Consider the following 25,078-nt stretch of genomic DNA (forward strand, 5'->3'; position numbering starts at 1 on the left):
GACAGGACGACCCCCGCCGCTCGGTGACGGTTACATGCCGTGACTTTCGAAAACCTTCTTGCAGCTTGAGCTCAAGCTGGCCCGCTTCATCTGAAGGCAGCTCTGCACGGCGCCGTCATTGCCGAGGTCCTTGCGACAGAAACGCTGCGCATCGCGCGAGCATGCGGATTGTTCGGACTTGGTGCCGGCATGCTGCGCCAGCGCGGCACCGCTGCTCATCATGGCAGCAGCACAGAAGAGGGCTATGATTGAAAGATAACGCATCGGTGAATTCCTCCCGCTGCCCAACGGGAGCCGGGGCTCTTCGTTCCCTGGGGAACGAGGATCGAACTGCAGTTGGTTCCTCCGTGGACCTCGCCCACACGCCCGATTAGGACCCATGCCGCGGTTGGCGCGTTGGAAAGGAACCCGGCTTTGGAGGACCATGCGTACCGCAGCCGAACTTCGAGCACGACGCCTTCCAGGCGGACCAACCTTCCCGATGACCATCCGCCCGACCGACGCGGACGTCATGATCGCGCGTGCGATCGCCCGCAATACCGCGCCTGCCCCCGAAGCAATCGCCCGCGGATTGACATGGGGCGCCGACGAAAAGGTGCTGCTCGTTCTCGCCACCGCCGGCTGGCTCGCCTCGCGCGGGCGCGGCGTAGCGCTGGAACGCGCGGGCAATCACGCATTGCTGGTGACGGTCGCAGCATCGCTGCTGCCGCACGGCCTGAAGTTGCTGTTCAACCAGACCCGCCCCGACCGTCTGACCGTGGTTGGCCACCTCAACGGCGTCTCGATCTCCGGCAAGCGTGAAGACGCCTTTCCCTCCGGCCACGCACTGCATATGGGCGCGCTGGCGTCGGCGGCCGCGACGCTGCCCGCCAGCGCTCGCCACATAGTTCAGGGGCTCGCGGTCGGCCTTTCGCTGACGCGCATTCTGGTCCTCGCACACTGGACGAGCGACGTGATCGCGGGATTCGCGCTCGGCGCGGGCCTCGAGCGGCTGCTGCGATTGTGGACCGGCTATCCGGTCGATGATCCGCAGCGGAGCAAGGCGCGATGACCGAATATGTCATCCGCTTTCTCTTGGGCGGGGCCGTCGTATCGGCGCGCGATGCTGGGTGACATTCTCCGCCCGAAGAGCTTCGCCGGCCTGTTCGGCGCGGCGCCTTCCGTTGCGCTCGCCACGCTCGGCATCGCCGTGTACCAGCAGCTCGGCATCGCCGTGTACCAGCACGGCGCCGAATACGCCGCCCTGCAGAGCCGTGCGATGATCGCCGGCGCACTCGCGCTGGCCGTCTATAGCTTCGTGGTCTGCCAACTGCTGATTCGTACCCGGTTGCGCGCGATCCCTGCGACATCGCTGTCGCTTGCCGTCAGGCTGACGTTCGTGTTCGGCCTGCTGGCCCTTGCCGGAGGGCAGGCATGACGCCGGTCCGCTTCTCACCGTCGGCGCTGAGAGAGGGCAGCTGGAGCGAATATCTGATCCGCTTCGTGCTTGGCGGCGGCGCGACGGTCTTCACCGGGCTGATCAGCAGCTACTGCGGCGCGTATATCGGCGGCGCCTTTCTTGCACTTCCTGCCATTTTCTGCGCCAGCGCAACCCTGATCGAGAAGCATGAGATCCGCCGCAAGCGACAAGCGGGACTCAATGGCACGCGGCGCGGCCGGCAAGCCGCCGCACTCGACGCCGCAGGCGCGGTGCTGGGCGCGATCGGCATGCTGGCGTTTGCGATTGTGTTCTCGCTGACGGTGGATCGCAGCGTCCCGGCCGCCTTCATCGCCGCATCGATTGCCTGGCTGAGTTGCTCGGTCGCTGCCTGGTATGCGCGTCGCAAGATGCAATCAGTGCGACGGACGCAGCCCCAGGGAAACGACCCTGTCCGGCGCAAGGCCGACCACATCGTGCACTAAACCTGGCAAGAACGGGACGGAGCAATCGGTTGGACAATTGAGTTTCATTTTTGATCGGTGACGACCGACATTGCGTCGGCGGCCGGTGCGCGGTCATTCGCGATCGCTTCAACCGTCTCGACGACACGTCGTCGTGCGGCACGGTCCCGGATCGAGCGAAAGGCCCGAAGGAGCCGGAATGTATCCGCCGCATCTTCTGCCTGCCGTTCTTTCGTCAAGACTGTCCCCGCACGATGACCGATCCAACGAATGCAAAAATCCATTGCGGCTCCAGGACGCAACCGGAAGCCCGTTGGCGATTCAGCACGTCCTCGCCGGGTCTGCGTTGACCTTTGTCAAGATAACGAACGCTCGTGGCGGCTATGGCCCTCGCCGGCCGGAACGGTCAGAGCCAGGCCAGGGATGGCGCCGCCGTTGCGAGCCGGAGGCGGTCCGCAGCGATCCCGACAATCCAGGAAGGGTTCCAGGCCCCGTTCGCTGGCGGCTATGGCGCCAGATACCGCAGCAGTTCCGGATCGCTTCGCACTTTGCCTGCTGCGCCCTGCAGGGCAACGCGGCCGCGGTCCAGCACATAGGCGTAGTCGGCGACGCGCAGCGCGAGGTCGAGGTGCTGCTCGACGATCACGACCGAGATGTTCTTCGCAAGCTCGATCAGGCGCTCGGTGATCTCCTCGATGACGCCGATCCAGACGCCTTCGGTCGGCTCGTCCAACAGCAGCAATTTCGGATTGCCGAGCATGGCGCGGCCGATCGCCAGCATCTTGCGCTCGCCGCCGGACAGCGTGCCGGCCGGCTGGTCGAGGCGCTGGCCGAGCTTGGGGAAGATCGCCAGCACGCGATCGACCGCGCCGGCGTCGGAATTGGTCAGCGAGCCGACGGCGAGGTTGTCGCGCACCGACAGGCGGGCGAACACCGAATGCTCCTGCGGCACATAGCCGATGCCGGAGCGCACGCGCTCCTCGGTGCGGCGGCGGGTGATGTCGCGGCCGTCGAAGAACAGTTCGCCTTGCGAGCTTGCGAGCTCGCCGACGATGGTCTTCATCAGCGTGGTCTTGCCGGCGCCGTTGCGGCCGAGCACGGCGACGCCGCCGCGCCAGGGAATGCCGATGTTGACATCGAACAGGACCTGGCTGCGGCCATAACCGGCATCGAGATGCCGGATATCGAGGAAGGACTGGTCAGGCACGGCGAAGATAAATCTCCTGGACGTTTCTGTTGGCCTGGATTTCCGCGACCGTACCCGACGCCAGCACCTTGCCCTGGTCGAGCACCGTGAGGCGGTCGCAGATGTCGCGGATGAAATCGAGGTCGTGTTCGACGATGACGAGCGAGCAATGCTGCTTGATCGGCTGCAACAGCTCGCCGGTGACGCGGCGCTCCTCGAGGCTCATGCCGCCGGTCGGCTCGTCCAGCAGCAACAGCCGCGGCTTGCCGGCGAGCGCCATCGCGATCTCGAGCCATTGCTGCTGGCCGTGCGACAGTGCTGCTGCGGCGTCATAAGCCCGATCGGCGAGACGGAACTGGGTCAGCATCGTCATCACCTGATCGTGCAGCCTGTTGCGGGTGCGCGAGAGCACGAGATCGAACAGTGACGAATGCGCCTGCAGCGCCAGCAGGATGTTGTCGTACAGCGTCAGCGTCGGCAGCACCGAGGTGATCTGGAACTTCAGGCTCATGCCGGCGCGAGCACGCTCGGTCGGCGTGAACGCGGTGATGTCGGTGTTGACGAACGCGACCTTGCCGGTGGTCGGCACCTCGGCGCCGGCGACGCATTTCATCAGCGTGCTCTTGCCCGAGCCGTTGGGGCCGATCAGGCCATGAAACTCGTTGTCGCCGACGGTCAGCGCCGCACCGTCGAGCGCGGTGAGCTTGCCGTACACCTTGCTGATTCCTGACGCTTCAAGGAGCGGCATTGCCGGTCTCCTTCTTTGGTGCCTTGTTTGGTCCCTTCTTGTTTGGTCCCTTGCCGAAGCTGCCGACCCGCTCGCGCTCGCCGAGCACGAAAGAGACCAGCCCGAGCGGGCGGAACATGATCACGAGCAGCAGCAGCACGCCGAGGATGATCGGCCAGACATCGCGGTAATTGTCCGACAGCCAGAAGCTGACGCCCTCGATGATCACGGTGCCGATCACCGCGCCGATCAGCGTGCCGGAGCCGCCGAACAAGACGTAGAGCACGACCTGGGTCGAGAACACGACGCCCAGCATGTTGGGCCAGACAAATCCTTCGTGGAAGGCATAGAGGCTGCCGGCGAGACCGGCGATGGTGCCGCCCACCGCGAAGATGATCGCCTTCAGATGCTGCGCCTTGTAGCCGAAGAAGGCGATGCGCTGCTCGTTCTCGCGCAGGCCGGCGAGCGCCAGCCCGAATTGCGAACGGACCAGGAAGCGGCAGAGCAGATAGACGACCACAAGGATGCCGAGCACCATGTAGTAGTAGACCGGCCCCTCCTCGAATTCGTAGCTGCCGAGCGTGAGCGGCGGGATCGACGGGATGCCGTTCTGGCCGCCGAGATAGTACCAGCCGCGCGCCAACCGGTCCGCGGCATAGGAGCCGGTCAGGGTGCCGAGCGAGACGAAGATCACGCTCGAGGGATAGCGCCCGAGCAGCAGGAAGCCGCCGAGCAGCAGCGCCGCCGTGAGGCCGATCAGCATGCCGGCGGGCAGGATCAGAAGAATCGAGGTGACGTTGAGGTCGCGCGCCATCAGCGCCACGCCGTAGCCGGCGGCGCCGAAGAACAGCGCCTGGCCGAAGCTCATGATGCCGGCATAGCCCCACACCAGGTCGAACGACAGCGCGAACAGCGCGAGGATCACCACACGGGTGGCGAACACCGTGAGATAATCCTGAAGCACCCATGGCAGGACCAGTGCGATCAAGAGCACCAGCCCTTCCACGATCGGCAGGACCTTCCACCCTGCCGATGCCCGTTCCGCCGGCGCGCTCGCGGCCGGTACTTCTTCGCGCGTCACGACATCCGGTCCCTCACCGATGCGTGCGACGGCCTGCTCTGCTCCACCCATTGATTGCTCAGCATTCCTTGGGATCGACGAGACCGGCGCTGCGCGCCACGATCTCATAGTTCCCGCCTTTGGCAACAGCGGTGTACATCTTCATCTTGCAGTGACGTTTGCCCGGAACCATTTCGGCGGGGCCGCCGGGCCCTTCGGCGATCTTGGCGTGATCGAGCGCGGCCGCAACCGACTCACGATCGACCTTGTCGGCTTCCTTGACTGCGGCTTCCCACAGCTTGAGGCCACGATAGGTTCCGGTGGCGGCGCTGCCGGCGGCGAACAGGAAGTTACCCGGAAAGTCCTTCTCATAGGCCGCCTGGAGCTTGGCGTTGAACGGATCCTCCTTGGTCAGCACCTTGAAGTAATCGAGGCAGCTCGCCAGTCCCTCGATCTCGTTGGCCTGATTGATGTTGAGCGTGTTCTCGTCATAGTAGACGCAGGCGAGCCGTCCGCCGTTCTTGAGGAAGCCGGCTTCATAGAGCTGCTTGAAGAATGGGCCGACGCCCGGCGGGATCACGGTGTTGAAGACCACATCGACCTTGTTCGAGATGATGCGGTTGACGGTCGACGAGAAATCGACCTGATCGAGCGGGTAATACTCCTCGAACACGACCTCGCCGCCATTGTCCTCGATCACCTTGCGGGCGTAGACGTTGAGCGTATGCGGCCAGACATAGTTGGCGCTCGGCAGCGCGAACTTCTTGCCGCCGTTCTTGATCAGCCACGGAATGAACTCGTCGCATTGCTGCGCCGGCGTCGGCCCGGTGCAGAACAGATAGGGCGTGCACTCCTTGCCCTCGTAGAGCTGCGGATAGATGTAGAGCGTCTTGCCGCGCGCCACGATCGGGTCCTTGATCGCGTTGCGCATCGACGAGGTGATGCCGCCCAGCACCATGTCGACCTTGTCGCGCTGGATCAGCTTGCGGACATTGCCGACCGCCACCGATTCGTTCGAGGCGGTGTCCTCGATATAGAGCTCGAGCGGCCGGCCGAGCAGGCCGCCGCCGGCGTTGATCTCCTTGATCACCATCTTGGCGACGTTGGCGTCGGCATTGCCGGCATAGGCGATCGGGCCGGTCAGGTCGGTTGCGATCCCGACCTTGATCGGGCCCTCGGCGGCGTTGGCCCAATCCGGCCTCACCACCCAGCTGCCGACCCCGGTCGCGAGCGCGCCGGTCGCGAAGGCGAAATTGCTCATGAAGCGGCGGCGTGTGAGATTCATGCGTTCAATCGACATGGTGATTAGACCCCTTTCCCAGCAATGAGGCCTTGCGGCCGGAATTTGATGAAGGCGATGGCGAGCACGAAGACGAGGACATCGGCGACGACAGGAGACATGACCCATGGCAGCGCCGCGCTGAGCGTGCCGATGACACCGGCGCCGGCGACCGGACCGATGAAGGAGCCGACCCCGCCGACCATCACGGCGACGAAGCCCTGGATCAGGAAGCGGATGCCGAGATCGGCAAACAGGCTGAACACCGGCACGATCAGCGCGCCGGCAAGCCCGGCCAGGGCAGCGCCGAACGCAAAGGTCGCGCCGTAGATCAACGGCGTCGAGATGCCCGAGGCGCGCGCCAGCGCCGGATTTTCCAGCGTGGCGCGGACCCGAAGCCCGAAAGAGGTGCGCGCCAGCAGCAGATAGCAGCCGCCCATCACCAAGAGCGTGATCACGATGATGGTGAAGCGCCAGGCCGAGATGTGGACGGAGCCGAGGTCGATCGAACCGCCGATCGGCTCCGGCACCGTGAGATAGAAGCCGCCGATCAGCCCGCGGACGCTTTCGCGGATGATCAGCCCGAGCGCATAGGTGCCGAGCATCGCCACGATCGGCGCGGCATAGAACCGCCTGATGATCAGCGCCTCCAGCACGAAGCCGAGCGCGCCGACCACAAAGGGCGCGGCGACCATGCCGGCCCAGACCGGCGCGCCGTGGGCGTAGGCGAGATAGGTCACATAGGCCCCGAGCAAGACGAATTCGCCCTGCGCGAAGTTGAAGATGCCCATCATGCTGGCGATGATGCCGAGCCCGAGCACGACCAGCACGACGATCGCGCCGAAACTCACGATCTCGAACACCGCGGCGAAGGTGCTAGCCATGGTGTTCGATCCGTTCGGCCTGTTTCTGCGACAAGCGGCGCCTCACATCTTCTTCCAGTCGCCGGCCTGCTCGAAAGCGTGCGCGGCACGGTAGATGGTGGATTCCTCGAACATCCGGCCGACCAGCATCAGGCCGACCGGCAGCCCGTCGACCATGCCGCAGGGCAGCGACATCGCCGGGTGATGGGTGATGTCGAACGGCGCGGTGTTGGAGATCATTTCCAGTGCGCGGGCGACATACTCCTCGCGGCTGGCATTAGCCTCGGGCAATTTCGTCGCCTTCATCGGCGTGGTCGGCATCAGCAAGAGGTCGTAGTCCTTGAAGGCCTTGTCGTACGCTGCAGCGAGCCGCCGCGAGATGTTGAGCGCCTTGCCGTAGAAGCGCGGACCGAAGGTGTTGTTGATGTAGGTGCCGAGCATCATGAACAGCTTCGTAGTCTCGGACAGCGAATCCGCCTGACGGCGCCAGCCGCGGTGGAAATCCATCAGCGAGGTCGAATAGAGGTCGCCGCGGCTGAGGCCGTAGCCGTCGCCGAACATCATGGTCTGGGTCAGGCCTTCGGTGCCGATCGGAGTCCAGATCGCGCCGCCGAGCATGTGCATCGGGATCGACACTGTCTCGACGCTGGCGCCGAGATCCTTGAAGCGCTTGGCCGCCTCGCGCACGCTCTCGTTCACAGCGGCCTCCGCGGTCGGCTGCTCAAAACCTTCCTTGACGATGCCGATCTTCATGCCCTTGACGCCTTTGCCGAGCGCCTTGGTGTAGTCGTCGACCTTCGGCGCCTTGATACGCGGATCGTAGCCGTCGTCGCCGGCCAGCACTTCCAGCAGCAGCGCGTTGTCTTCCACGGTCGCGGTCATCGGGCCGGTGTGGTCGACAAAGATCTCGATCGGCATGATGCCGGTGTAGGGCACGAGGCCCCAGGTCGGCTTCATGCCGTAGGTGCCGCAGAACGAGGACGGCATGCGGATCGAGCCGCCCTGGTCGCCGCCGATCGCCATGTCGACCTCGCCGAGCGCGACCACGACGCCGGAGCCCGACGACGAGCCGCCGGCCGAATAACCCATCTTGTGCGGATTGTGCACCGGCCCGTAGGAGCCGGTGTGGCTGCCGCCGGACAGACAGAAATGCTCGCAGTGCGTCTTGCCAGCAATCTCGGCGCCGGCATCCAGCATGCGCGTGACGATGGTGGCGTCGAAATCGGGCATATAGCCTTCCAGCGTCGACGAGCCGTTGGTCATGGGCACGCCGGCCAGCATGATGTTGTCCTTCAGCGCCACCGTCTTGCCCTTGAGCTTGCCGGAGGCCGCGCCCTTCACCGTCGACTTGACGTACCAGGCGTTGTGCTTGTTGTCCTCCGGTGCCGGACGATGGCCGGGCGTGCGCGGATATTTCACTTCGGGCAATTCGTCCGGCATCTGGGCGACGAGGTTGTAGGCATCGACCGAGCCCTGCATCAGGCCGCGGAACGAGGCCACGTCCTCATCGGTCAGGGACAGGCCGCACTGCTCGGCGACGGCACGAAGTTGCGTTGGGGTGGGAAGGACGACGGTCACGGCGCTCTCCTGAAGCTTTTGATCTTTGGACTTGATTCCTGGATCGGATTCCTTGGGCACGAAGCAGCGGCGGCGCGTTTGCCCCGCGCGAACCGCTCACCCCGATGTTGTATTGAAAACGGAAATATTTTCCTTTTCAAGTATTATTTCATGGATCGGGTAGGCAGGCTGTCGCATCCGGCGTCAGATCGCCTTGATCACCCTGAAGTCGAGGCCATCGGCCTCGGCCAGATACATCGGCATCCTGGCGTGGCCATTGCGCACCGTGACCGGACCGCGCGGGCCGCGATAGACGAGGTTGTCGGCCGCCGCGAGCAGCGGGCGCATGTCCAGCGTGCCAGCGCGGTTGGCGGCAGCCTCCAACAGGCAGAAGCCTTCATAGGCGGACTCGCCGCACGATCCGACCGGCGGCGCGAACGGACCGAACATCGTGCGATAGCGGTCCCTGAAATCGTCGCCGGCCTGCGAGCCGACCGACGGGAAATAGCCGGAGGCGCAGAACAGGTTCTCGGTTTTGTCGGCGCCGATGCCGAGCAGCGCCGTTTCGTCGAAACAGCCGGCAAAGCGCAACGTGGTGGCGGCGAGCCCAGCCTCGGCAAAGGCGCGGTTGAAGGTCACGCCGTCGGTGCCGATCAGCGAGATCAGCACGACATCGGGCTTCGCCGCACGGATCCGCTCCAGATGCGCCTCGTGATCGTCCTCGCCGACCGGCACGAACTCCTCGCCGACCACGAGGCCCCCGGTCTCCTTGATGTAGCGCTTCACCGCGCGGTGCGACTGCCATGGCCAGACATAGTCGCTGCCGATCAGGTACCAGCGCCTGGCGCGCTTCGCCTCGGCCAGCCAGTGGATCGACGGCCGGTTCTGCCAACGCGGCGTCTCGCCGATCGCAATGACGCCCGGCGTCCGCTCGCCGCCTTCATAGACCGGCGTGTAGATGTAGGGAATCTTGCTGCGGGTGATGAGGTGACGCAGCGCGACACGCACCGCGCTGGTGTGCATGCCCATGATGAGATCGACCTCGTCGGAGGCGATCGCCTGCTCGGCGCGGTCGACCACCTCGTCGATCGGGCCGCCGGCGTCGTAGACCGCGAACTCGATCTCGCGGCCGAGGATGCCGCCGCGCCGGTTGATTTCCGCAACGGCGAGCTGCGCGGTCGAGGTCGTTGCGGGTCCCCACATCCCGGGCGAACCGGAACAACAGACGAAGCCGCCGATCCGCAGCCGGTTGCGTGCGCCACGCGGACCGAAACCGCCACGATCCATCGGCGCAAGCAGGCGATCCGACGCCGCCGACGCCAGGTTCCTGAACAGCAGGGTTGGCGGGAACGGGAGGTTTCTTGCCATGACGTTGGGCGTCGAATGCACACCTGCTCCTGTCCGGCACCCGCACGCCGCTCACGGCCTCGCCCTCACGGGCGACGGTGCCACGCTAGATCGTCTTGATCACATTGAAGTCGAGACCGTCGGCCTCGGCAAGATAGATCGGCATTTCGGCACGGCCGTCGCGAATGGTCACAGTGCCGCGGGCGCCGCTGTAGACGAGGTTGCGCGCCGCGGCGGACAACGGCCCCGTCGACAGCGAGCGCGCGCGGTTGGCCGCCGCTTCGAGGAAGCGCATCCCCTCATAGTTGGACTGCCCGACCGAGCCGATCGGCGGCGCGTGCGCCCCGAACATCGCGCGGTAGCTGATCTGGAACTCGTCATTGGCGCGCGAATCGACGCAGCCGAAATAGCCGGAGGCGCAGAACAGGTTCTCGGTCGCGTCCGGCCCGATGCCGAGCAGCACGGTCTCGTCCATCGCGCCGGCATAGCGCAGCGTGGTGGCGGCGAGTCCTGCGTCGGCGAAGGCGCGGTTGAAGGTGATGCTGTCGGTCCCGATCAGGGTGATCAGCACGACATCGGGCCGGGCTGCGCGAATCCGCGCCAGATGCGGCCCGTGATCGTCCTCGCCGAGCGGGACGAATTCCTCGCCAACCACCTGGCCGCCGGCCTCCTTGACGTAGCGCTTCACCGCGCGATGCGATTGCCAGGGCCAGACATAGTCGCTGCCGATCAAATACCAGCGCTGCGCCTTCTTGACCTCGGTGAGCCAGTGGATCGCCGGGCGGCTTTCGGCGCGCGGCGTCTCGCCGATCGCCATTACGCCCGGCGTCCGCTCGCCGCCTTCATAGACCGGCGTGTAGACATAGGGGACGCGGCCGGCCGTGACCTTGCGCAGCGCAAGGCGGACCGCACTGATATGCGAGCCCATGATGACGTCGATCTCGTCGAAGGCGATCGCCCGCTCGGCGCGGCGCACCACCTCCTCGATCGGGCCGCCGGCGTCGTACATCGACAATTCGACCTCGCGGCCGCGGATGCCACCCTGCCGGTTGATCTCGGCGACAGCCAGCATGACGCTGTTGGCCGAGATCGGCCCCCAGATTCCGGGCGCGCCGGAGAAGGTGATGAAATTGCCGATCCTAAGCTTGCCGTCGGTGCCGCCACGGCGCGAGGAGCCCGGCTTGACGGTCAAAGCGAGATCGGCCGCGCTGGACGACGGGCTTCGAAACAGGTGCGGCGGCGCGACGGGCAAGCCGCCATGCGCCTGGAAAGAGACCGTCGAGAGCACGCCAACTCCTGTCTGGGAAGCAAGACGCAACGCAGCCAGCGGGCGGTTGCGGCATCCGCCCCTTGGTTGGGGGAATATCCTAGGGGAAAATATTGAATATTCAACAATTGAAGTGCATATAGAAATGGCATGAGTTGCCGGACATTCATTCACCGGGTCAGGAACCAGGTCTCACGCCGTGGCTAAACCGCCGAAAGAAAATTCCCCGATCACCGAACACCTCACCTACCTGCTCGCGCAAGCCAACCGGGAGATCAACCGGCAGTTGGAGACGCGGCTGGCCAAGGAAGGCGTGCCGGTCGAGCAGTGGCGCATCCTCAAAGTGCTGTCCGACGGCAACGGCCACTCGATGGGCGAGCTTGCGGATGCTGTGCTGCTCAACCATCCGACGCTGACGAAGATGATCGACCGCATGGTGTCGGACGCGCTGGTCTATCGCGTGCAGGATCCGAAGGACCGCCGCAAGGTGCTGATGTTCGTCTCCGACCGCGGCAAGGCGCTGTGCCGCCGGCTGAACTCGCTGGCGGTGAGCCAGGAAGAGCACATCGTCGAGAGCTACGGCGACAAGTCGACCACCGAGCTCAAGCGGTTGCTGGAAAGCCTGATCGGCAGCGCGAACTGAGGCAACAGCTCCGCTACGACGCCACCTCGTCCTGCGCCATCAGTCCGGCCGGCCGCACCGGCTTGAGGGCGGAATCAGCGACCGGATGGGCCAGCCGGTTGCCGACGATCATGATCGCGCACACCGCGTAGCAGCAGACGCCGAGTGTGAACGTCGTGGTGATGCCGAACTGGATCGACAGCGCCATGCCGAGCACGGAAGCAAGCATCGAGGTGATGCCGTTGGTGCTCCAGAAGAAAGGCAGCAGCCCGTCATGCCGCCGCCAGATGCCGAGGCCCAGCGGGAACATCATGCCCATGCAGAAAGCCGGCGGGGCCAGCAGCGCGACCGACACGAGGATGCGGATGTCGGTCGGCGCGGAGCGCGCCCAAGCGGTGACGGCGGGCGTCAGCAGGCCTGCGGCCACCAGCGTTGCGCCCAGCGTCACGAGGCGAGCGATCAACGTGGCCGGCCGCGAAGGCGCGGCACCCACCGTGGCGCTGCCGATACCGCCGAACAGCAGGATCGTGAACAGCACGACGCTGAGCCCGTAGACCGGGTGGCCGAGGAACACCATCAGCCGTTGCATCTGCGAAATCTCGATCAGCATGAAGCCCATGCCGATCGCGGCGAAATAGGAAACCGGCGGCACCAGTGTGGCCGCCGGCATCCGCCGCATCAGGCGCGCGAAGGGAATTCCGATGTAGTAGATGCAGATGCCGAGTTGGAAGACGAGCACCCACTTGATGATGCCGAGCGCTGCGTTGTTCTGCGCCTCGAAGCCGTTCTTGAGGAACAGATCGGCAAGTCGCGCGGTATAGAAGAAGAATGGCTTGTCGTCGGTCGAGGCCGCGATGTTTTCCGGTAATGAATCAAGGAAGCTCTGGTCGGCCTTGCCCGATAGAAGGGTCGAGGTGACACTGTCATAGACGATATCCGGCCCGAGCAGCAGCTTGAATCCCTGTGCTTCCAATCGGTCGCGCGCGCCCCGCCATTGCACCGCCGTGAACGCCTCGGGCCGGGTCATGACCGTGACGACGCTGCCGACATTCGCCGCAATCACATGCTGCGACAGTTCGGTCATCGGCACGCCCTGATGCTGCAGCGCCTCGGCCGCGATCGCAATCAGGCGATAGAACTCGCCGCGATAGACCTTCGGTTCGTACCAGCGCGACACCGAGAGCATGCCGCCCGGCTTCAATGCGCGGAAGAAATCGTCCCACGCCTCCACGGTGTAGAGCCTGTTCTCGGTCAGCGTCAGCCCGCCGGCTGCGGTGGCGGCCCAGGTGTCGATCAGCGAGATCTGGATCAGGTCGTAGCGATCGGGCGAGTGGTTGATGTAACTGCGCGCTTCGGCATTGACCAGCGACACGCCGGGCTGGTGATGGAGATGGCCCGAATAATCGGCGAACTTGTCGGTCAGCACCTCGAAGATCGCGGGATTGATTTCGATGCCGTGAATTCGCTGCGCGCCGAAATAGAGGCCGGAGAGGATGTCGCGGCCGCCGCCGACACCGACCACGGCCACGTCGCCCGGCCGTTGCTGCACCAGATAGGGCGCGTTGATGACGTCGTCCTTGAGATAGGAAACCTTCGTCAAATCGCCGGAGAAGCGGGTGATCGGCGTCGCCGCGTCGGCATCGATGTCGAGATAGAGCTGCTCGATTCTGCTATCCGGGGTGCGCGAGAAGGACCAGCCGAACGGAATGGTGAGCCCGAGATCGGTCACGCGGATGCGCGAATAGGTGTTCCAGCGCTCGAACAACGTTCCGGTCTGCGGGGTGCCCTTGGCCCAGATCACGCCAAGATGGCTGCTGCCGGTTGCGGCAAGCGCGGTGTGAACCGCGGCGAGCGCGGCGAGACCAAGCGCACTGTTGCGGCTCAGGCGCACAGCGCTTCGGCCTTCGCCGTGACCGACCACGAACCAGCCGACGGCCGCGGCGCAGGCGCCGATCCACAGCGTCGCGCTGACCGGATCGATCACCAGCAGCACGAAGATGATGCCGAGGCATCCAACCGCGGCGCCGACCAGATCGGCAGCGTAGAGCCAGCCTCCGACATAGGGCAGCCGGGTCAGGAGAATCGTGATGCAGATGCCGCCCTCGGCAAACGGAATGGTGAAAGCCAGCGCCACCACGGCGAGCGCGGACATGGCATATGCGTCGGGCACGACCAGCGGCGCATACAAAAAGGCGCACATGACAGCGACGCCGCTGAGTGCGAACCGCGCGGCGTGACGGGCAAATTCCGGCGCCACACGCTCCGGCGCATAACGGGCGGAATCCTCATAAACCTTCATTGCACCGCGCGTCAGCCCGAACATCGCGAGGGCGATGGCCCCGAAAGCGAAATGGTAATGCACCATCACGCTGAAGAAGCGGGTGATGAGGATCTGATAGGCCAGCGTGGCCGACGCCAGCACGAAGATCGCCGGATAGTAGCGGCCGGGCATCGTCGTCGCGGTCTGCAAGGCGCGGCCTCCTGATCGAGCCTTGATCAAAGAGACGCTTTGATGCGGTTGGCGGCTCGCCCAACGCGCCCAGCAATATTGAAGCACAGAGCACTAACAAGTGATTGATTGGATGAGCCAACTCCGACTTTGGGTAGTGGCCGGACCGTCGGCGGGCTTAGCGCGGGGTTACCAGGGAACCCAAAATCGCGAAAATACCGCCTCGCCGACGGACAGCCTGCCGGGAGCTCCAACAAAAAGTCCGGGCAACATGTCGGAGTGCCGGACGCGGGCTCGTCCTCCGGATGCGCTAACACTGCGCGCGGTTCCGGCTCATCCTCCTCATCGATCACAAGGATTCCCCCGTCATGACTTCGATCACGCCGTTCCTCTGGCTCGACAACAACGTCCGCGACGCCGTCGCCTTCTACAAATCGGTGTTTCCGAACGCCGAGATCGAGACCGTCAGCGATTTCATGGCGAGTTTCGAGCTCGAGGGGCAGCGGTTCTACGCGCTCAATGGCGGACCGCAGCACAAGTTCAACGAGGCGGTGTCGTTCTTCCTCAGCGTCGAGACCCAGGAGCAGGTGGATTACTTCTGGGAGAAGCTCACCGACGGCGGCCAGGAATCGCGCTGCGGCTGGCTCAAGGACCGCTTCGGCCTGTCCTGGCAGGTAATCCCGACGGCGCTGAGCCGCTATCTCGGCGATCCCGACCGCAAGGCGGCCGATCGCGCGATGCAGGCGATGCTGAAGATGCAGAAGATCATCATCGCCGATCTCGACAAGGCGTTCGCCGGCTGACCGCGATGCAGCTTCGACGGCGGTCCAGGCGCCCGCCGCGTCAGGGCTTGCGACGGCTTACGCGTAGCGGCCGTGGCAGTGCTTGTACTTCTTGCCTGATCCGCAGGGGCAGTCCTCGTTGCGGCCGACCTTGCCCCAGCTTGCCGGGTCATTCGGATTGCGGTCGGCGGCCGGCATCCCCGGCGCCAGCGAGGCCTGGGCGTAGGTGGCCTCGGTCAGGCGGGCCTGGGCGAACTCGTCCTCGCCGGTGTTGGGATCGAGCTTGTGCGCCTCCATCGGCGGCAGCGGCATCGGCGGCTCCTCCGGCGGCACGATCTCGACCCGCATCAGCTGCGCGGTGACGGCCTCTCGCAGATGCGCGCTCATCTCCTGGAAGAGATTGAAGGCCTCGGTCTTGTACTCCTGCAACGGATCGCGCTGGCCGTAGCCGCGCAGGCCGATCACCTGGCGCAGATGGTCGAGCATGATCAGGTGCTCGCGCCAGAGATGGTCGAGCGTCTGCAACAGGATCGTCTTCTCGACGTAACGCATCACGTCGGGGCCCCACTGCGCGACCTTCGCCGCCATGCGCTCGTCGACGTGATTCTCGATGCGCGTCAGCAGCTCCTCGTCGGCGATGCCCTCTTCCTTGGCCCATTCGTCGACCGGCAGGTCAACGTCGAGCACGCGCTTCAACTCTTCCTTGAGGCCAGCGGTGTCCCACTGCTCGGCATAGGCGTGCTCGGGGATGTGCTTGGCGACCACGTCCTCGACGAAGGCGTGGCGCATGTCGGTCACGGTCTCGACGACGCTGTCCTCCTTCATCAGGTCGATGCGCTGGTCGAAGATCACCTTGCGCTGGTCGTTCTGGACGTTGTCGAACTTCAAGAGGTTCTTGCGGATGTCGAAGTTGCGCGCCTCGACCTTCTGCTGGGCCTTCTCCAGCGCCTTGTTGATCCAGGGGTGGATGATGGCTTCGCCTTCCTGCAGGCCGAGCCGCTGCAGCATGCTGTCGAGCCGGTCGGAGCCGAAGATGCGCATCAGATCGTCTTCCAGCGACAGGAAGAATTTCGAGCGGCCCGGGTCGCCCTGACGGCCGGAACGGCCGCGCAGCTGGTTGTCGATGCGGCGGGATTCGTGGCGCTCGGAGCCGATGATGTAGAGGCCGCCCGGCTTCTTCACCGTCTTGGCGGGTTTGTTGCCTTTGGCGGGCTCGACCTCGAAATCCTCTTCCGCCTTCAGCACGAGTTCGCGGAAGCGCTCGATGTCGGCCTTGATCAGCTCGATCTTCCTGGCCTTCTCGGCCTCGTCGGTGATCGCAGCGGTCTCCTGGATCCGCATCTCGAGCGAGCCGCCGAGCTTGATGTCGGTACCGCGGCCGGCCATGTTGGTCGCGATCGTGATCGCGCCCGGCACGCCGGCTTCGGCGACGATATAGGCTTCCTGCTCGTGGAAGCGCGCATTCAGCACCGCGAACAGCTTCGCCGGCTTGCCCGCGCGGGCCGCCGCATAAAGTTTGTCCATGCCGGACTCGGAGCCGAAATCGATCTGCTTGTAGCCGTGCTTCTTGAGGTACTCGGCCAGCACTTCCGATTTCTCGATCGAGGCCGTGCCGACCAGCACCGGCTGCAGCCGCTTGTTGGCGCGCTCGATCTCGGCAAGGATCGCGGCGTATTTCTCGTTCTGGGTGCGGTAGACCTCGTCGTCCTCGTCGAGACGCGCCACCGGCAGGTTGGTCGGGATCTCCACGACCTCGAGCTTGTAGATGTCGAACAGTTCGTCGGCTTCGGTCAGCGCCGTGCCGGTCATGCCGGACAGCTTCTGGTACATCCGGAAATAGTTCTGGAAGGTGATCGAGGCCAGCGTCTGGTTCTCGGGCTGGACCGTGACGTGCTCCTTGGCTTCCAGCGCCTGGTGCAGGCCTTCCGAATAGCGCCGGCCCTGCATCATGCGTCCGGTGAATTCGTCGATGATGATGACCTCGTCGTCGCGGACGATGTAATCCTTGTCGCGCGTGAACAGCGTGTGCGCGCGCAGCGCCTGGTTGACGTGATGCACGACGGAGACGTTCTCGACGTCGTACAGCGACTCGCCCTTGAGCTGGCCGGCGTCGCGCAGCAGGTTCTCCAGCTTCTCCATGCCGCCTTCGGTCAGCGTCACCGTGCGCTGCTTCTCGTCGACCTCGTAGTCGTCCTTCTTGACGAGCTTCGGCATGAAGGTGTCGATGGTGTTGTAGAAATCCGAACGGTCGTCGAGCGGGCCGGAGATGATCAGCGGCGTGCGCGCTTCGTCGATCAGGATGGAGTCCACTTCGTCGACGATCGCGTAGAAATGCTCGCGCTGGACCATGTCCTCCAGGCGGTACTTCATGTTGTCGCGCAGATAGTCGAAGCCGTATTCGTTGTTGGTGCCGTAGGTGATGTCGCAGGCATAGGCGGCCTTGCGCTCGGCGTCGTCGAGGCCGTGCACGATCACGCCGGTGGTCAGCCCCAGGAACGAATAGATCTGGCCCATCCAGCCGGAGTCGCGGCGGGCGAGGTAGTCGTTGACGGTGACGACGTGGACGCCCTTGCCGGCGAGCGCGTTGAGGTAGACCGCGAGCGTCGCGACCAGCGTCTTGCCCTCGCCGGTCTTCATCTCGGCGATGTCGCCCTCGTGCAGCACCATGCCGCCGATCAGCTGGACGTCGAAATGGCGCTGGCCGAGCGTCCGCTTGGCCGCCTCGCGCACCGTCGCGAAGGCCGGAACCAGGAGGTCGTCGAGCGTCTTGCCGCTGGCGAGCTGCTGCTTGAACTCGGCGGTACGGGCCTTGAGCTGGTCGTCCGTCAGTTTGACGAGGTCGGGCTCCAGGGCGTTGATGGCGCTGACGCGGGACTGATACCCCTTGACCCGGCGGTCGTTGGCGGAGCCGAAAAACTTGCGGGCGAGCGCGCCGATCATGCGAAATTCCTGTTCTTCGGTCTCGAGTTCGGTCTGGTTCAGTCTTGAATTTCAGTCTTGAATTTCAGTCTTGGGATACAGCCTGAGATGGCCCGCCGGATTGCCTATCAACTCACCGTGACGCGCTGCGGTTCGAGCCCCGACCCGGAGCTCCTCCGCCAATTGAGTGGGAAACAGGCCATCCTGGGTTCAACGGCGAAAAACGCAGCAAAATAAGCGCTCTCACCACTGATACGGTCGGCCAGAGATATGGCCCGGTCGGGGGGTTGTCAACGCCGCCAAGATGTCAAGGAATTCATCATTTTGACAAGACTTTCGCGTTGCCAATGTAACACGATTGGGCGAGTGTCCGCCCCGCTCGAGCTTCCCCCCTTTAGACCAAGGATTTTGCATGACCACCTCGCCTCCGGAAACCAAAACCGGCCTGCGCCTCGGCCTCGCCACCCTGGCCGCCACGGGCTGTCTTGTCGCAGTGCTGGCTGCCGGCCTCCCGGTCCGCGCCGCGGAATCCGACCCGGTGCTGGCGAAGGTGAACGGTTCCGAGATCCATGCCAGCGACGTCGCGCTCGCCGAGGAGGAACTCGGCCCGAGCCTGGCGCAGATGGACCCCGCGACCAAGAAGGACAACGTGCTGTCCTTCCTGATCGACATGAAGATCGTGTCCAAGGCCGCCGAGGACAAGAAGATCGAGAACAACGACGACTTCAAGAAGCGGCTCGCCTTCACCCGCAACCGCCTGTTGATGGACAGCCTGCTTGCCAGCGAGGGCAAGGCCGCGACCACCGACGACGCCATGAAGAAGGTCTATGAAGAGGCCTCCAAGCAGATCACCGGCGAGCAGGAGGTGCGCGCCCGCCACATCCTGGTCGAGACCGAGGATGAGGCCAAGGCGATCAAGGCCGAGCTCGACAAGGGCGCGGACTTCGCCGAGCTCGCCAAGAAGAAGTCCAAGGATCCCGGCGCCTCCGACGGCGGCGACCTCGGCTTCTTCACCAAGGAGCAGATGGTGCCGGAATTCTCCGCGGTCGCCTTCACGCTCGAGCCGGGCAAGATCTCCGATCCGGTCAAGTCGCAGTTCGGCTGGCACATCATCAAGGTCGAGGAAAAGCGCAACCGCAAGGCGCCCGACTTCGAGCAGGTGAAGGCCCAGATCGAGACCTATGTGACCCGTAAGGCGCAGGCCGATTATGTCGCCAAGCTGCGCGAGGCCGCCAAGGTCGAGCGCCTGGACAAGCCGGCCGAAACGGCCAAGGACGCGACCGCGCCGGCGGATGCCGCCAAGGACGCGCCGAAGCCCGCCGACAACAAGATGGCGCCGGCGAAGAAGTAAGATTCGCGAACGTTGTTGCAGTTGCGATGGCCGGGCATGTCCCGGCCATTTGCGTTTCGAAATGCCCTCGTAGCCCGATGCAGCCAACGGGTTGCGAACCCTCCTCCTTCCCCCTGAACGGGGGAAGGTCGGGATGGGGGTCAGCCGCAAGCGACACTGTGTGCGGAGAGAGCGAATCCCCACCCGCTTTGCTCTTCGAGCAAAGCGACCTCCCCTTTTCAAGGGGAGGTTAGAGGCGGCCCGGACCACGTTCTTGAACAATTGATGACACCACGTTGGCGCCCGAGCCCTCTCCCGCTTCAGCCGGCGAGATGATATGCAGCGCTTCCCTCCCCGCAGCCGGAAGCCTCCCATGTCCACCGCCGTCTCCCCCCTCGCCCCGCCTGACGTTCCCGAGATGCCCGTGATCGCGGGTGTGCGGCTTGCGACCGCTGCCGCCGGCATCCGCTACAAGGGCCGCACCGACGTGCTGCTCGCGCTGCTGGACAAGGGCACCACGGTGGCCGGCGTCTTCACCAAGTCGAAATGCCCGTCGGCGCCGGTCGAGTGGTGCCGCGCCAAGCTGAAGGGCGGGGCTGCGCGCGCCCTGGTGGTCAATTCCGGCAACGCCAACGCCTTCACCGGCAAGACCGGCAAGGCGTCCACCACGCTGACCGCGCAGATCGCGGCGAAAGCGGTCGGCTGTTCGACGGCGGACGTCTTCCTTGCCTCCACCGGCGTGATCGGCGAACCGCTCGACGCCACCAAGTTCGACGGCGTGCTGGCGCAGCTCGCGGAGACCGCGACCCCCGATCTGTGGATGGATGCGGCCAGGGCGATCATGACCACCGATACCTTCCCGAAGGTCGCCACCGCGACCGTCAAGCTCGGCAAGGCCAAGGTGACGATCAACGGCATGGCCAAGGGCGCCGGCATGATCATGCCCGACATGGCGACCATGCTGTCCTTCGTCTTCACCGACGCGCCGCTGTCGGCGTCCGTGCTGCAATCCCTGCTCAAGACAGGTGTCGAGGACACCTTCAATGCGCTGACCATCGACGGCGACACCTCGACGTCCGACACGCTGCTCGCGTTTGCGACCGGTGCTGCTGCAGCCAACGGCGCGCCGAAGATTTCGCGCGCCAGCGACCCGCGCCTGAAGGCCTTCACCAAGGCGTTCCAGCAGATCCTCGCCAATTTGTCCGAGCAGGTGGCGCGCGACGGCGAAGGCGCGCGCAAGCTGGTCGAGGTCGTGGTCGAGGGCGCGACGACAAAGCCGTCGGCGCGCAAGATCGCAATGTCGATCGCCAATTCGCCGCTGGTGAAGACCGCGATCGCCGGCGAGGACGCTAATTGGGGCCGCGTGGTGATGGCGGTCGGCAAGGCCGGCGAGCCCGCCAACCGCGACAAGCTCTCGATCTCCTTCAACGGCATCCGCGTCGCCAAGAGCGGCGCGCGCGATCCGTCCTACAATGAGAAAGAAGTGTCGGAGGCGATGAAAGCGCCGAAGATCCAGATCAAGGTCGCGCTCGGCCTCGGCAAGGCGAGAGACCGGGTGCTGACCTGCGATCTCACCAAGGAATACGTCGCAATCAACGGCGATTACCGGTCGTAAGGTTCACCTCCTTACCCGTCATCCTGAGGTGCGAGCCTTGCGGCGCAATTGCGCCGCTGGGCGAGCCTCGAAGGATGCACGGCCCCGATCGTGCCGCATGGAGAGGGTCGGGCCGTCGACCCTTCGAGACGGCCGCTACGCGGCCTCCTCAGGGTGACGGCGAGAGAGCGTCAGCTCGAGATCCGCGCGTCGGCGACCGCCTTCTTGAACAGCGCGTTCATCGCGTCCGCGATGCCTTGCGTCGGGCTGACTTCGAAATAGAAGCCCGGCGACGCGCAGGCCTGCATGTTCTGCGCGATCTGGCTGTTCGGCGACGGGCCGAACGGGCCCTGATTGAACGGATCGATCCAGGTCATGTACCAGTTGTTGGTCGGCAGTTGCAGATAGGTGGTGTAGAGCACCGCGATCTTGATGTTGCGCTTCTTGATCGCATCGCAGAGCGCCGGATTGATCGGCGACTGGCAGCGATTGCTGCCGGTGATCGGCTTCAGGCAGCTTGAGTTCGGCTCGTCCGCGACCCCGTCGGATACGAAGAACAGATATTTGAGCGGCGCCGACGATGTGCCGGCGCCCGGGTTTGCGATCACGTTGTTGATCTGGGGGAAAATCGTGGTGAACTGGCTGTCCTTGTCCGCGGTGTAGGCATCGTTGTTGCCGTAGACGCCCATCAGATCGATGTTGCCGGCCGCCGACTTCGCGCTCGACAGGCTTGATGACAGCGAGAACAGACTTCGCAGGCCATAGGTCTTCGAGGACGCGCCGAAGTCATAGATCGCCATGCGGAACTGGCTCGAATAGGTCTGGGTCGCCGCCGCGGTGTCCATCAATTGCTGGGTCGCGCTGCGAAGCACGTCGATCCGCGTCGTGACGCCAAGCGATTTCGCCAAATTGTAGTAGTTGTTGGGGTCGTTGTAGTCGTGGCAGGCGAAGGCGCACTGGTCGTTCGGTTTGAAGCTGTTGCCGGTGGTGGCCGTGACCAGCTTGGCGACGTCCGTCGGCGTGGCGCCGACTCCCATCGACGGCGAATTGTCGAGCAGCAGATAGAAATCGATATAGAGCGGCATGTTCGCGGTCGAGGTCGAGGTGCCCGACACGCTCACCTTGCTCCGCCCCAGCACGCCGAGGAACATGGTCGGGACATCTGCGGTGAACTGCACCGTCGAGGTGATGGTGCCGCCGCTCTTGGTCATGGTCGGCGTCACGCTGGTCAGCGTGAAGCCGTTCTGGTTGAAGACGTTGCCGTTGAAGATCTTCCTCGCGTCGGCCTCGCCGGCCGAAATCTCGCCGTCCGACGTCATGGCGCCGGCCGCGATGAAGCCGGGCGATGCCTTGGCGACCGATCCGACGCTCGCCGCGTCGGCGGCGGATATCAGCTTGCTGCGGATCTGGTTGGCGCGGGAATAGTCGACCGCGCATCCGACCGCGACCAGGAGCGGGAGCAGGGACAGGCCGAAGATCATCGCGATGTTGCCCGAGCGGTCGCGGCGGAAACGGCTGACGGTCCGGAGCAAGGTGCGCATGGGTTATATCGGCAGAGAAAATGATGGGCTGATAAATCAGGACCTTCACCCTGCCGGCTGCACATTAAGGCCGACTTATCGCGAATGCAGAAAAAGCGCGCAGGCACAAATCGTTTGGCTGACGGCGCGTTGCTGGTTAATGAAAGCTTGCAAGACAAGAAGGAACATTCGTGCAGCATGGCTGACATCAAGCTGACCCTCGTCGTCGCCTGCGCGCTGGTCGATGCCGACAAGCGCGTGCTGCTGGCGCAGCGTCCCGAAGGCAAGGCGTTGGCGGGGCTGTGGGAATTCCCCGGCGGCAAGATCGAGCCCGGCGAGCGGCCGGAACAGACCCTGATCCGCGAGTTGCACGAGGAGATCGGCATCACCGTGAGCGAGCCGTGCCTCGCACCGCTGACCTTCGCCAGCCATGCCTACGAGACCTTCCATCTGCTGATGCCGCTCTACATCTGCCGGCGCTGGGAGGGCATCGCGGTGGCGCGCGAGGGCCAGAACCTGGCCTGGGTCCGCGCCGGCAAGCTGCGCGACTACCCGATGCCGCCGGCGGATATTCCGCTGCTGCCGCATCTGATGGATCTGTTGCTGTGACCTTCTTCGCCTTCCCGCTTGCGAGGGAGGCGCGGCTACCCAAAATATCGAAAACAACCTCATGCAAAGGTGCCGGCGGCGGTCGGGTTCGACCAGGCGACTTGACACGTCGGGCAACTCACCGGCACTATTCCAATATTCAGAAATCGTGCACACGCCCCCTCGCCCGCGAGACTATCGCACATGGCGTGAGCAGACCTTGTCACCGCCGTCATGCCGGGCTTGTCCCGCGCATCCATGCGGCGACAGTCCCGATGACGCCACGCCTCTCCCCAACCCTCTCCCGCAAGGGGAGAGGGAGCCCTGGCATTGTGCGCTCCTAACCGCTCAACGCTTCACCTGCTTCACTGCCGCCTCCAAACTCGCTTTCGCCGAGCCGGGCCGCAGCGGCTTCGGCTGGCTTTCGTGCGGGGCCCAGCCGGACAGCCAGACGATGTCGAAGGTGGCGCGGATGCGGCCGTCGGAATCGGCGAAACGTTCGCCGTAGATTTGCGCCATCCGCAGCATGGTGGCGCGGCGGGTCGGGGTGTGGCGGCGCTCGCGCAGCACATTGGTCGCGCCCATGCGCCTGAGATCGGCCATCAATGCGAACGCGCTGGCGTAGCGCACCACGACGCGGTCGACGTCGGTCACCGGCAGCGCGAAGCCTGCCCGCTGCAACAGCGCGCCGATATCGCGCAGATCGGCGAATGGCGCGACGCGCGGCGACACCCCGCCCTCGCACTCCGCCTCCGCCGCGGCAAAGCTTTGCCTGAGCTCGGTCAGCGTGTCGCCGCCGAGCATCGCCGCAAGCAGCAGACCGTCGCCCTTCAGCGCCCGGCGGATCTGCGCCAGCACGCCCGGCAAATCGTTGACGAACTGGAACGCCAGCGCGGAGACCGCGAGATCGAGCGACTCCGGCGGCACGCCGAGCGATTCCGGCTCGCTGAAATCAATCGCATCGACCGATGCGACACGCCCGCGCAGGACTTCCGCAATCCCGTCACCCGGCGTCCAGACATCGGCCGCCGCCGAAAAGCTGCGCGATACCGCCTGCAACCGGTCCGCCATGTCCTCGGTGGCACGCTCGAGCAGAAACGTCGCCGGCCCCTCGCGCCGCGCGCGCGCCAGCCGCGCACCGAGCAATGCGCGATCGAACAGGATGGGAGCCGTAGCCGGGGTCGGTGCCATCCGCGCTGGTTACGCCGGACCGCCGCCGCAGGCAATGCGCCTTGAGCCCGTGCGGCTCAAACGCTAGCCTCATCAGCCATGGACGCCGAGGCATCACCGACACGCTCCATTTCCGGTCACATCCAGCGTGCGCTCGGCGCGGTCGGCGGGGCGTGGCTGCGCACCGCACGGCTGGCGCTCGACATCGCGCTGCCGACGCTGTGCGTGTCGTGCCGCGAGCCGGTCGATGGTGAGGGCGTCTGCGCGGCCTGCTGGGCCAAATTGTCGTTCATCGCGCCGCCGTTCTGCCCGCGGCTCGGCGTTCCCTTTGTCTACGATCCCGGACCCGAGCTGCTGTCGATGGAGGCGATCGCCAATCCGCCCGCCTACCAGCGCGCCCGCGCCGCGGTGCGCTATGACGACGTCGCGCGCACCCTGGTGCACGCATTGAAATATCAGGATCGCACCGATCTGGCGCCGACAATGGGCCGCTGGATGGCACGGGCGGGAAAGGAATTGCTGGAGGATGCCGACATGCTGGTGCCGGTTCCGCTGCACTGGCGGCGCGGCTGGAGCCGGCGCTACAACCAGTCCGGCGCACTCGCCAAGGTGATCGCGCGCCAGAGCGGCGTCAAAATGGTCTCCGAAGCGCTGCGGCGCACCCGCGCCACCGAGCAGCAGATCGGGTTGTCTCGCAAGGACCGCACCAGCAATGTGCAGGGCGCATTCGGGGTCGCCGATGAACGCAAGGCTGACATCCAGGGCCGCCGCGTGATCCTGGTCGACGACGTCCTGACCTCGGGCGCCACAGTGGATGCCTGCGCACGGGCGCTGTTGCGCGCCAAAGCCGCGCAGGTCGATGTGCTGGTGTTTGCCCGGGTTGTCGATACCCACCGCGCTCCCATATAATCTGTCATTCAGGTTCAACCGAGCACAC

The 25,078-nt window shown here is 64.9% G+C and carries 22 protein-coding genes and 1 pseudogene; 9 read left to right on the forward strand and 14 right to left on the reverse strand.

The genetic code is table 11. The features are described 5' to 3' along the window. Positions 1-30: 30 nt before the first annotated feature. A complete protein-coding gene (locus HAP47_RS39545; RefSeq protein ID WP_173640133.1) occupies positions 31-264 on the reverse strand; it encodes a hypothetical protein in 234 nt (77 codons plus the stop codon). Between the two features lie 217 nt (positions 265-481). Here HAP47_RS39545 and HAP47_RS39550 point away from each other — a divergent pair, with 217 nt between their 5' ends. The 3 genes and pseudogenes from HAP47_RS39550 to HAP47_RS39560 all read left to right on the forward strand — a co-directional run bounded on the left by HAP47_RS39550 (position 482) and on the right by HAP47_RS39560 (position 1,902). Next, positions 482-1,051, forward strand: a complete 570-nt coding sequence (locus tag HAP47_RS39550; protein ID WP_231168683.1) for a phosphatase PAP2 family protein — start codon at positions 482-484, stop codon at positions 1,049-1,051. After that, a pseudogene (locus tag HAP47_RS39555) lies at positions 1,048-1,417 on the forward strand (DUF3147 family protein). The gene HAP47_RS39550 and the pseudogene HAP47_RS39555 overlap by 4 nt, the downstream one beginning before the upstream one ends. Then, on the forward strand, positions 1,414-1,902 hold the full coding sequence (locus tag HAP47_RS39560; protein ID WP_173640131.1) for a DUF3147 family protein: 489 nt from the start codon (positions 1,414-1,416) through the stop codon (positions 1,900-1,902). The pseudogene HAP47_RS39555 and the gene HAP47_RS39560 overlap by 4 nt, the downstream one beginning before the upstream one ends. A 44-nt stretch (positions 1,903-1,946) precedes the next feature. Here HAP47_RS39560 and HAP47_RS39565 read toward each other — a convergent pair whose 3' ends face one another. The 9 genes from HAP47_RS39565 to HAP47_RS39605 all read right to left on the reverse strand — a co-directional run bounded on the left by HAP47_RS39565 (position 1,947) and on the right by HAP47_RS39605 (position 11,188). Next, positions 1,947-2,165 carry a hypothetical protein gene (locus HAP47_RS39565; RefSeq protein ID WP_176396206.1) on the reverse strand — a complete coding sequence of 73 codons (219 nt, stop codon included), beginning with the start codon at positions 2,163-2,165 and terminating at the stop codon, positions 1,947-1,949. 221 nt (positions 2,166-2,386) lie between these two features. Next, positions 2,387-3,088: a branched-chain amino acid ABC transporter ATP-binding protein gene (locus HAP47_RS39570; RefSeq protein ID WP_173640129.1), complete on the reverse strand. Its 702-nt coding sequence runs from the start codon at positions 3,086-3,088 to the stop codon at positions 2,387-2,389. Further along, entirely contained in the window at positions 3,081-3,815 is a 735-nt protein-coding gene (locus HAP47_RS39575; protein WP_173640128.1) for an ABC transporter ATP-binding protein, read from the reverse strand. The genes HAP47_RS39570 and HAP47_RS39575 overlap by 8 nt, the downstream gene beginning before the upstream one ends. Further along, positions 3,802-4,926 carry a branched-chain amino acid ABC transporter permease gene (locus HAP47_RS39580; RefSeq protein ID WP_231168684.1) on the reverse strand — a complete coding sequence of 375 codons (1,125 nt, stop codon included), beginning with the start codon at positions 4,924-4,926 and terminating at the stop codon, positions 3,802-3,804. Before HAP47_RS39580 ends, HAP47_RS39575 begins: the two co-directional genes overlap by 14 nt. A 7-nt stretch (positions 4,927-4,933) precedes the next feature. Beyond that, positions 4,934-6,154: a substrate-binding protein gene (locus tag HAP47_RS39585; protein ID WP_173640126.1), complete on the reverse strand. Its 1,221-nt coding sequence runs from the start codon at positions 6,152-6,154 to the stop codon at positions 4,934-4,936. Positions 6,155-6,159: 5 nt separating this feature from the next. Continuing rightward, positions 6,160-7,017 carry a branched-chain amino acid ABC transporter permease gene (locus tag HAP47_RS39590; protein ID WP_173640125.1) on the reverse strand — a complete coding sequence of 286 codons (858 nt, stop codon included), beginning with the start codon at positions 7,015-7,017 and terminating at the stop codon, positions 6,160-6,162. Between the two features lie 42 nt (positions 7,018-7,059). Further along, complete coding sequence (locus HAP47_RS39595) at positions 7,060-8,574, reverse strand: amidase (RefSeq protein ID WP_173640124.1); 1,515 nt, start codon at positions 8,572-8,574, stop codon at positions 7,060-7,062. A gap of 183 nt (positions 8,575-8,757) precedes the next feature. Then, positions 8,758-9,921 carry a substrate-binding domain-containing protein gene (locus HAP47_RS39600; protein ID WP_173640123.1) on the reverse strand — a complete coding sequence of 388 codons (1,164 nt, stop codon included), beginning with the start codon at positions 9,919-9,921 and terminating at the stop codon, positions 8,758-8,760. Positions 9,922-10,006: 85 nt separating this feature from the next. Further along, entirely contained in the window at positions 10,007-11,188 is a 1,182-nt protein-coding gene (locus tag HAP47_RS39605) for a substrate-binding domain-containing protein (protein ID WP_173640122.1), read from the reverse strand. Between the two features lie 178 nt (positions 11,189-11,366). Here HAP47_RS39605 and HAP47_RS39610 point away from each other — a divergent pair, with 178 nt between their 5' ends. Then, positions 11,367-11,810, forward strand: coding sequence for a MarR family winged helix-turn-helix transcriptional regulator (locus HAP47_RS39610; protein WP_038387042.1), 444 nt, complete (start codon positions 11,367-11,369; stop codon positions 11,808-11,810). Positions 11,811-11,823: 13 nt separating this feature from the next. On the opposite strand, the gene HAP47_RS39615 is transcribed toward HAP47_RS39610, so the two are convergent. Then, complete coding sequence (locus HAP47_RS39615) at positions 11,824-14,259, reverse strand: hypothetical protein (RefSeq protein ID WP_173640121.1); 2,436 nt, start codon at positions 14,257-14,259, stop codon at positions 11,824-11,826. Positions 14,260-14,606: 347 nt separating this feature from the next. On the opposite strand from HAP47_RS39615, the gene HAP47_RS39620 reads away from it, so the two are divergent. Further along, positions 14,607-15,041 carry a VOC family protein gene (locus HAP47_RS39620; protein ID WP_173640120.1) on the forward strand — a complete coding sequence of 145 codons (435 nt, stop codon included), beginning with the start codon at positions 14,607-14,609 and terminating at the stop codon, positions 15,039-15,041. Between the two features lie 57 nt (positions 15,042-15,098). Here HAP47_RS39620 and secA read toward each other — a convergent pair whose 3' ends face one another. Next, positions 15,099-17,960, reverse strand: coding sequence for a preprotein translocase subunit SecA (secA, locus tag HAP47_RS39625; RefSeq protein ID WP_173640119.1), 2,862 nt, complete (start codon positions 17,958-17,960; stop codon positions 15,099-15,101). A 391-nt stretch (positions 17,961-18,351) separates the two neighbouring features. Between secA and HAP47_RS39630 the strand changes: the two genes are divergently transcribed. Both HAP47_RS39630 and argJ read left to right on the forward strand, forming a co-directional pair. Next, positions 18,352-19,290, forward strand: a complete 939-nt coding sequence (locus tag HAP47_RS39630) for a peptidylprolyl isomerase (protein ID WP_176396250.1) — start codon at positions 18,352-18,354, stop codon at positions 19,288-19,290. Positions 19,291-19,642: 352 nt separating this feature from the next. Beyond that, a complete protein-coding gene (gene argJ, locus HAP47_RS39635; protein WP_173640118.1) occupies positions 19,643-20,884 on the forward strand; it encodes a bifunctional glutamate N-acetyltransferase/amino-acid acetyltransferase ArgJ in 1,242 nt (413 codons plus the stop codon). A 170-nt stretch (positions 20,885-21,054) separates the two neighbouring features. Here the strand turns inward: argJ and HAP47_RS39640 are convergent, their stop codons facing one another. After that, complete coding sequence (locus HAP47_RS39640; protein WP_173640117.1) at positions 21,055-22,404, reverse strand: TadE/TadG family type IV pilus assembly protein; 1,350 nt, start codon at positions 22,402-22,404, stop codon at positions 21,055-21,057. Positions 22,405-22,581: 177 nt separating this feature from the next. On the opposite strand from HAP47_RS39640, the gene HAP47_RS39645 reads away from it, so the two are divergent. Beyond that, a complete protein-coding gene (locus HAP47_RS39645; RefSeq protein WP_173640116.1) occupies positions 22,582-22,992 on the forward strand; it encodes a (deoxy)nucleoside triphosphate pyrophosphohydrolase in 411 nt (136 codons plus the stop codon). A gap of 327 nt (positions 22,993-23,319) precedes the next feature. Here the strand turns inward: HAP47_RS39645 and HAP47_RS39650 are convergent, their stop codons facing one another. Next, the gene (locus tag HAP47_RS39650; RefSeq protein WP_173640115.1) at positions 23,320-24,162 is read right to left on the reverse strand and encodes a methyltransferase domain-containing protein; all 843 of its coding nucleotides are present in this window, start codon (positions 24,160-24,162) and stop codon (positions 23,320-23,322) included. Between the two features lie 78 nt (positions 24,163-24,240). Between HAP47_RS39650 and HAP47_RS39655 the strand changes: the two genes are divergently transcribed. Further along, complete coding sequence (locus HAP47_RS39655; protein ID WP_173640114.1) at positions 24,241-25,050, forward strand: ComF family protein; 810 nt, start codon at positions 24,241-24,243, stop codon at positions 25,048-25,050. Positions 25,051-25,078 lie beyond the last annotated feature (28 nt).

The sequence above is a fragment of the Bradyrhizobium sp. 41S5 genome, from assembly GCF_011516665.3.
Classification (GTDB): domain Bacteria; phylum Pseudomonadota; class Alphaproteobacteria; order Rhizobiales; family Xanthobacteraceae; genus Bradyrhizobium; species Bradyrhizobium quebecense.

Bases quoted from the DNA above. Each gene is read 5' to 3' on its own strand.
- HAP47_RS39545 (WP_173640133.1), bottom strand. From the start codon at position 264: ATGCGTTATCTTTCAATCATAGCCCTCTTCTGTGCTGCTGCCATGATG.
- HAP47_RS39550 (WP_231168683.1), top strand. From the start codon at position 482: ATGACCATCCGCCCGACCGACGCGGACGTCATGATCGCGCGTGCGATC.
- HAP47_RS39560 (WP_173640131.1), top strand. From the start codon at position 1,414: ATGACGCCGGTCCGCTTCTCACCGTCGGCGCTGAGAGAGGGCAGCTGG.
- HAP47_RS39565 (WP_176396206.1), bottom strand. From the start codon at position 2,165: ATGGATTTTTGCATTCGTTGGATCGGTCATCGTGCGGGGACAGTCTTG.
- HAP47_RS39575 (WP_173640128.1), bottom strand. From the start codon at position 3,815: ATGCCGCTCCTTGAAGCGTCAGGAATCAGCAAGGTGTACGGCAAGCTC.
- HAP47_RS39580 (WP_231168684.1), bottom strand. From the start codon at position 4,926: ATGGGTGGAGCAGAGCAGGCCGTCGCACGCATCGGTGAGGGACCGGAT.
- HAP47_RS39585 (WP_173640126.1), bottom strand. From the start codon at position 6,154: ATGTCGATTGAACGCATGAATCTCACACGCCGCCGCTTCATGAGCAAT.
- HAP47_RS39590 (WP_173640125.1), bottom strand. From the start codon at position 7,017: ATGGCTAGCACCTTCGCCGCGGTGTTCGAGATCGTGAGTTTCGGCGCG.
- HAP47_RS39600 (WP_173640123.1), bottom strand. From the start codon at position 9,921: ATGGCAAGAAACCTCCCGTTCCCGCCAACCCTGCTGTTCAGGAACCTG.
- HAP47_RS39620 (WP_173640120.1), top strand. From the start codon at position 14,607: ATGACTTCGATCACGCCGTTCCTCTGGCTCGACAACAACGTCCGCGAC.
- secA (WP_173640119.1), bottom strand. From the start codon at position 17,960: ATGATCGGCGCGCTCGCCCGCAAGTTTTTCGGCTCCGCCAACGACCGC.
- HAP47_RS39630 (WP_176396250.1), top strand. From the start codon at position 18,352: ATGACCACCTCGCCTCCGGAAACCAAAACCGGCCTGCGCCTCGGCCTC.
- argJ (WP_173640118.1), top strand. From the start codon at position 19,643: ATGTCCACCGCCGTCTCCCCCCTCGCCCCGCCTGACGTTCCCGAGATG.
- HAP47_RS39640 (WP_173640117.1), bottom strand. From the start codon at position 22,404: ATGCGCACCTTGCTCCGGACCGTCAGCCGTTTCCGCCGCGACCGCTCG.
- HAP47_RS39645 (WP_173640116.1), top strand. From the start codon at position 22,582: ATGGCTGACATCAAGCTGACCCTCGTCGTCGCCTGCGCGCTGGTCGAT.
- HAP47_RS39650 (WP_173640115.1), bottom strand. From the start codon at position 24,162: ATGGCACCGACCCCGGCTACGGCTCCCATCCTGTTCGATCGCGCATTG.
- HAP47_RS39655 (WP_173640114.1), top strand. From the start codon at position 24,241: ATGGACGCCGAGGCATCACCGACACGCTCCATTTCCGGTCACATCCAG.